General features: G+C 56.3%; 1 protein-coding gene. It reads left to right on the top strand.

What is annotated here, in order from left to right:
• Positions 1-235: 235 nt before the first annotated feature.
• The coding region (locus tag RTW80_RS27115) for a DUF5710 domain-containing protein (RefSeq protein WP_312721189.1) at positions 236-501 on the top strand (266 nt) is incomplete at its 3' end.

The following is a 501-nucleotide window of genomic DNA, read 5'->3' as shown; positions in this document are numbered from 1 at the left end:
GTTCCGCCATTCTGGGATTCTTTGTTGCCCTGAATTTCTTTGGCTGGAGTGTACGGGCTATCTGCCTGCGCGTAATAAGTACCTTCAGGGGAAAGATTGCCTCCGGTCGCCCCTGGTGGTACCGGCATTTTGTTGAAAAACCACGAGACTGGACTGGTCTCTGAACCCGATGTAACCCGTTCGTTCCCCATAGCGCTCCCGCGCTCCTCCCTCAATATCTTCCAGGAATGTGACCATGCACAAAAGTCACCGCGTATGGCTTGCCGTACCTCACGAAGAGAAGGACGACGCCATCAACGCCCACCCGCGTCTCAGCGATGGGCAGAAAGCCCTTAAATGGGACGATGAGCACCGCCTCTGGTATGCCCGACCAGGAGCCGACCTGACCCGGTTCGAGCGATGGATGCCCCGCCCCCATGAACTGTCGATGAATGCGGACGATCCGGTAACAGAGTTTGCTCAAAAACTTGAAGAAGCAGGGCTGCTAGTTAAGGGGCTCCC

Origin of the sequence: Escherichia sp. AM3 (assembly GCF_032029835.1) — a bacterium.
Classification (GTDB): Bacteria; Pseudomonadota; Gammaproteobacteria; order Enterobacterales; family Enterobacteriaceae; genus Escherichia; species Escherichia coli.
Note: the sequence above shows the minus strand (reverse complement) of the source record. Positions and strands in the feature narration are given on the sequence as shown.